The organism is Mesorhizobium sp. M7A.F.Ca.ET.027.03.2.1 (assembly GCF_003999175.1).
In the GTDB taxonomy this organism is placed as follows: domain Bacteria; phylum Pseudomonadota; class Alphaproteobacteria; order Rhizobiales; family Rhizobiaceae; genus Mesorhizobium.
In genome coordinates, this window is record NZ_RZOM01000547.1 from 1 (window position 1) to 4,072 (window position 4,072).

A 4,072-nucleotide genomic window follows, 5' to 3' on the forward strand; every position below is an offset into this window, starting at 1 on the left:
CCATGAACGGATAGCCATAGAACCACCAGACCGAGGTGTTCCATACGGATTTGAAGTAGAAGCTGTTCCTGAAGAATGTCCAGAAACCGGAATCCCAGATATAGCCGCTGCCCGCGACATGAAACGGCGGATAGCTGCGGCCGAGATAAATGGCCCAGCTGAAATAGGCGCCGATGATGGCCAAGCTCAAAAGCCCCAACAGGAAGACCTTGGCCGCCTGCTTTCGCTTCTTCTCAAGAACCCAGGAAACCATGAGGTAGAAGATGACGGCGCCGGCGGCGAGGCCCGGCGGCTTTGCCAGCACGCCGAGCGAGAAGCTCGCCGTGGCAAGCGGCAGGAGCCAGCCGCTGCCTCCGGCCCAGTATTTCGCGAACAGCCAGACGCCGAGCGTCACCAGGGCCAGCATCGCGGGATCGGGAAGAAACGAGCTGTCGATCATGATCGCCGCCGGCATCAGCGCGTAGGCAAGTGCCGCGGCGTGAGCGTGGGTCTCGTCCCAGCATATGGCCGTTAGCCTGTGCAGCGAAAACACCGTCACAAGACCGAAGAAGGCCGCTACCATGCGGCCGAACCAGTCGTGCCAGCCGAAGAGTTGATAGAGCAGGGCGGTCAGATAGCTGACGATCTGGAACTCGCGGCCCTGATAACTTGGCCCGGGCCCGGTCCAGCTGACCTCCGGAAAGAAGATGTTCCAGCTGCGCTGCTGGAAATTGTCGGCCATCATTGCCGTGCTTACCTCGCGCCAGCTGAAGGCATCGACGAGTGGCAAGGTGATGTTGTGGAACCTGAACACGACCGCAATGAACAGGATGCCCAGCAATATCGCCATGTTGGGGCTCAGGGTGCTGCAAGCAGCCATCTCCCGGTCGCTTGACTGCAGGTATTGCTGACCTTCGGCCTGATTCAACTCCGGGTCGTCCGTCATTTGAAACCGCGTCCTCCCTGACGTCTACGGATGTTGCTTTTGAGCGCGATTGTCGGAGGTAGAGGAATATACGACGCAATTCTTAATTTTGACGATTGCGGCTGCGTGTGTCTCGAATAGTTGTTGTTAATCCGCTTGGCGAAGGTTGACATCACCGTTCTCGCGACTGTTAACTAGTTTCCTAGGCTGTCAGAGCGCTGATAGTGCTACCTTGGGCCAAACAGGCATGCGCACGCCAATTGTACCGACAGCTCTGACCAGATTGCCGCCGCTTTGCGTCGACCGTCGGCAACACAGACCCCGTCGGTTCGCAAGTTGCACGCAGCTTATGTTTCTCCTGGCCCTCTGCGGCCAGACGGCGCTTTCGGGAACAGCGCATGCGGCTGCCGCCAAAGACAGCGGACCTGCGCAAGCGGTTGTCGCCACCGTTCCGACTGCCTACGAGATGTCGCTTCTTTACGCCGATCGCACATGGGTGTGGAAAGACGGAGCAGCCTATTTCGCACAGGGCAATCGACGCCTTGAGGCCTGGACGTCCGGGCCGGACACGGCATCTTTTGCGGCGGGCAGATGGCTGGTCACCAGCAACGGTAAGATGTGCATGGAACTCGCCTGGCGGTCGAAGGGCTACACCGGCAAGCAAAAACGCACCTGCTACAGCCACCGGATTCAGGGCGGGAACATCGAGAAACGCGAGGATCCGGATGGGGAATGGTACAGTTTCAAGCGATCTCCCGAGGATACTTCCGACGAATACCGGAAATTCGAAGTGGGCAACCCGAAGGGCGCGCAGTTCGAAGAGACCCGCAAGCTGGTCGATTCCAAAAATTAGGTACGCAGCCGACCCATCCTGACGAGTTGAACAAAATCATTCAATCCCGCTTTCGAGAGCGGACTGCAATTGCAAGGCACCTGTCAGGGATCTGGCGAATCGCTTATGGTAGGACATCAAGCAGTTCGGCTGGCCCCGTCGGCGCGCCGGTCGCTGGTTGATGGCATCCAACTTTATCTGACAGAACGACGAGACGATGGGCCCTACCATACGGTTTTGATGAAATTTAATAATTAGTGATGTCTAATATTGACGTGTGATGTGCGAGTGGTCACTCATGCGGCGTGAGAGCGGCGAAGCATAGTATGTCGCGATGCGCCCTTGGCTTATACTTGATAGCAAGGGACACATGATGAAAAAATCAGCGATGGGTGCAGTCAACCCAAGCAAAAATATCGTATCTATTAGAAATATCGTGGCTATCGTTGCGGCCGCGGCGGTGATCTCTGTGGTTGCAGGCTGTCAGAGTATGGATGCGAACGAAACCAATTCGGTCCTCGTCAAGCCTGTGGTCCACGCCATCCGCAGCCAGCCCGCGGTCCAGCCCGTGCAGGCCGGATTTCTCGTGCGCTCGCTCCGGGCCGACCTTCCGATCCAGATGACAAGCACAACAGGAACTGAAAGTGGCTACGCCTTTGCACCACCGCAACGGATCAGAGCCAGCACGCCGGCGCCGGTGAAAATCTCGTTCAATCCTGGCGATGGCGGCACGTTCTCCGGCGGCTCGCCTTATATCTGCAGCCCTAGCGGGTTTGGCCAGCGCGCGAGCTGTCGCCCCCGCTATCTCTGACCCGTCGAGCGGCGACCGACGTTGCCGCCCTGGCTGGCGGCAGTTTCATTGGCCTGGTCTTCAGTCCGAAAAAAGGAGCGGCTGTCCTGACAATCGTATCGACGTCTGAAAGTTCCGGCACAAAGCCAAGCTGTTCGCGTGCGGCTCCCGGATCGGCGTAGAGCTCCGCCGGATCTCCGGGGCGCCGGCTTCTGAACACTGCCGGGACCGGTCTTGACGTCATTCGGCCGACCGCCTTGACGATTTCCTTGATGGAGACGCCCCGCCCCGTGCCGAGATTGACCGCCAGGCTTTGCCCGCCACCCTCGAGATGCATGAGCGCTTTCAGGTGGGCGCGGGCCAGATCGGTGACGTGGATATAATCCCTTACACAAGTGCCGTCCGATGTGTCGTAGTCGGTGCCGAAAACCTCGATCGCGTCGATGATGCCCGATGCGGCCATGAGCACTCTGGGAACCAGGTGGGTTTCCGGCGAATGCCACTCACCAAGCTCGCCGTCGGGATCGGCGCCACAAGCGTTGAAGTAGCGCAGGATAGCAAATTTCATTCCATACGCGGATGCATAGTCGCCGATGATCTGTTCGCCCATCAGCTTGGAGCGCCCGTAAGGGCTGATCGGATTTTGCGAGGAGGTCTCGCGAACGGGTAACGCTTCCGGCACGCCGTACGTCGCACAGCTGCTGGAGAAGATGATGTTTTCGACCGAACAAGCGCGTGCGGCATCGAGCACCGCGATGGTGCCTGTCACATTGGTTGAATAATATTCGGCCGGCTCGCGAACGGACTCTCCGACATAGGCCAGCGCCGCAAAATGGATCACAGCCGTCGGCCGGTGCGTTTCCATCGCCCGCTTCAATGCATCCCGATCCCGGATATCGCCGACGACGAGCGGACCCCAGCCGACGGACCTCTCGTTGCCGCGGCTCAGATTGTCGAAAACCACCGGCATGTAGCCGGCGGAGGCCAACTGCTTGCAGGTGTGGCTGCCGATGAAGCCGGCTCCACCCGTCACCAGGACTGCCGGCCGGCTCATGAGGCGGCAGCTCCTCTGGCAATGCGGTTTCCGTAGAGCAGGGTGTCAAAATACTCGACGGTGCGCGCGAGCCCCTGGCTCAAGCTGATTTTCGGCTCCCAGCCGAGATTGGCCTTGGCAAAAGAGATGTCCGGCTTGCGCTGCCTGGGATCGTCGACCGGCAACGGCCGATGCACGATCTTCGATCGGGCGTTGGTGTAATCGACGACCAGCGTTGCCAGTTCCATGATGGTGAATTCAGCAGGGTTGCCGAGATTGACCGGGTGGGCGGGCGCGCTCGGCGCGTTCATCAGCCGGACAAACCCCTCGATCAGGTCGTCGGCATAGCAGAAGGAGCGCGTCTGCTGGCCGCTGCCATAGACGGTCAGGTCCTCGCCGCGCAGCGCCTGGACGATGAAGTTCGAAACCACGCGCCCATCGTCGGGCTGCATGCGGCGCCCGTAGGTGTTGAAAATGCGGGCGACACGGATATCGAGGCCATAGGTTCTCGAA

5 protein-coding genes are annotated in these 4,072 nt (G+C 59.5%); 2 read left to right on the plus strand and 3 right to left on the minus strand.

What is annotated here, in order from left to right:
* The coding region (locus EN750_RS21860) for a glycosyltransferase family 39 protein (RefSeq protein WP_189526370.1) at nucleotides 1-925 on the minus strand (925 nt) is incomplete at its 3' end.
* 328 nt (nucleotides 926-1,253) lie between these two features.
* On the opposite strand from EN750_RS21860, the gene EN750_RS21865 reads away from it, so the two are divergent.
* Together EN750_RS21865 and EN750_RS21870 are read left to right on the plus strand one after the other, a co-directional pair.
* Nucleotides 1,254-1,757 (plus strand): DUF995 domain-containing protein, encoded by a 504-nt coding sequence (locus EN750_RS21865; RefSeq protein ID WP_127397615.1) that lies wholly within the window; start codon nucleotides 1,254-1,256, stop codon nucleotides 1,755-1,757.
* Nucleotides 1,758-2,109: 352 nt separating this feature from the next.
* Nucleotides 2,110-2,547 carry a hypothetical protein gene (locus tag EN750_RS21870; protein ID WP_245481907.1) on the plus strand — a complete coding sequence of 146 codons (438 nt, stop codon included), beginning with the start codon at nucleotides 2,110-2,112 and terminating at the stop codon, nucleotides 2,545-2,547.
* Here EN750_RS21870 and galE read toward each other — a convergent pair.
* Together galE and EN750_RS21880 are read right to left on the minus strand one after the other, a co-directional pair.
* Nucleotides 2,501-3,580 carry a UDP-glucose 4-epimerase GalE gene (gene galE, locus EN750_RS21875; RefSeq protein WP_127397616.1) on the minus strand — a complete coding sequence of 360 codons (1,080 nt, stop codon included), beginning with the start codon at nucleotides 3,578-3,580 and terminating at the stop codon, nucleotides 2,501-2,503. The two genes, EN750_RS21870 and galE, sit on opposite strands and share 47 nt — an antisense overlap.
* Nucleotides 3,577-4,072, minus strand: a 496-nt coding sequence (locus EN750_RS21880; protein WP_127397617.1) for an NAD-dependent epimerase/dehydratase family protein, incomplete at its 5' end; no start/stop codon positions are given. The genes galE and EN750_RS21880, both read right to left, overlap by 4 nt.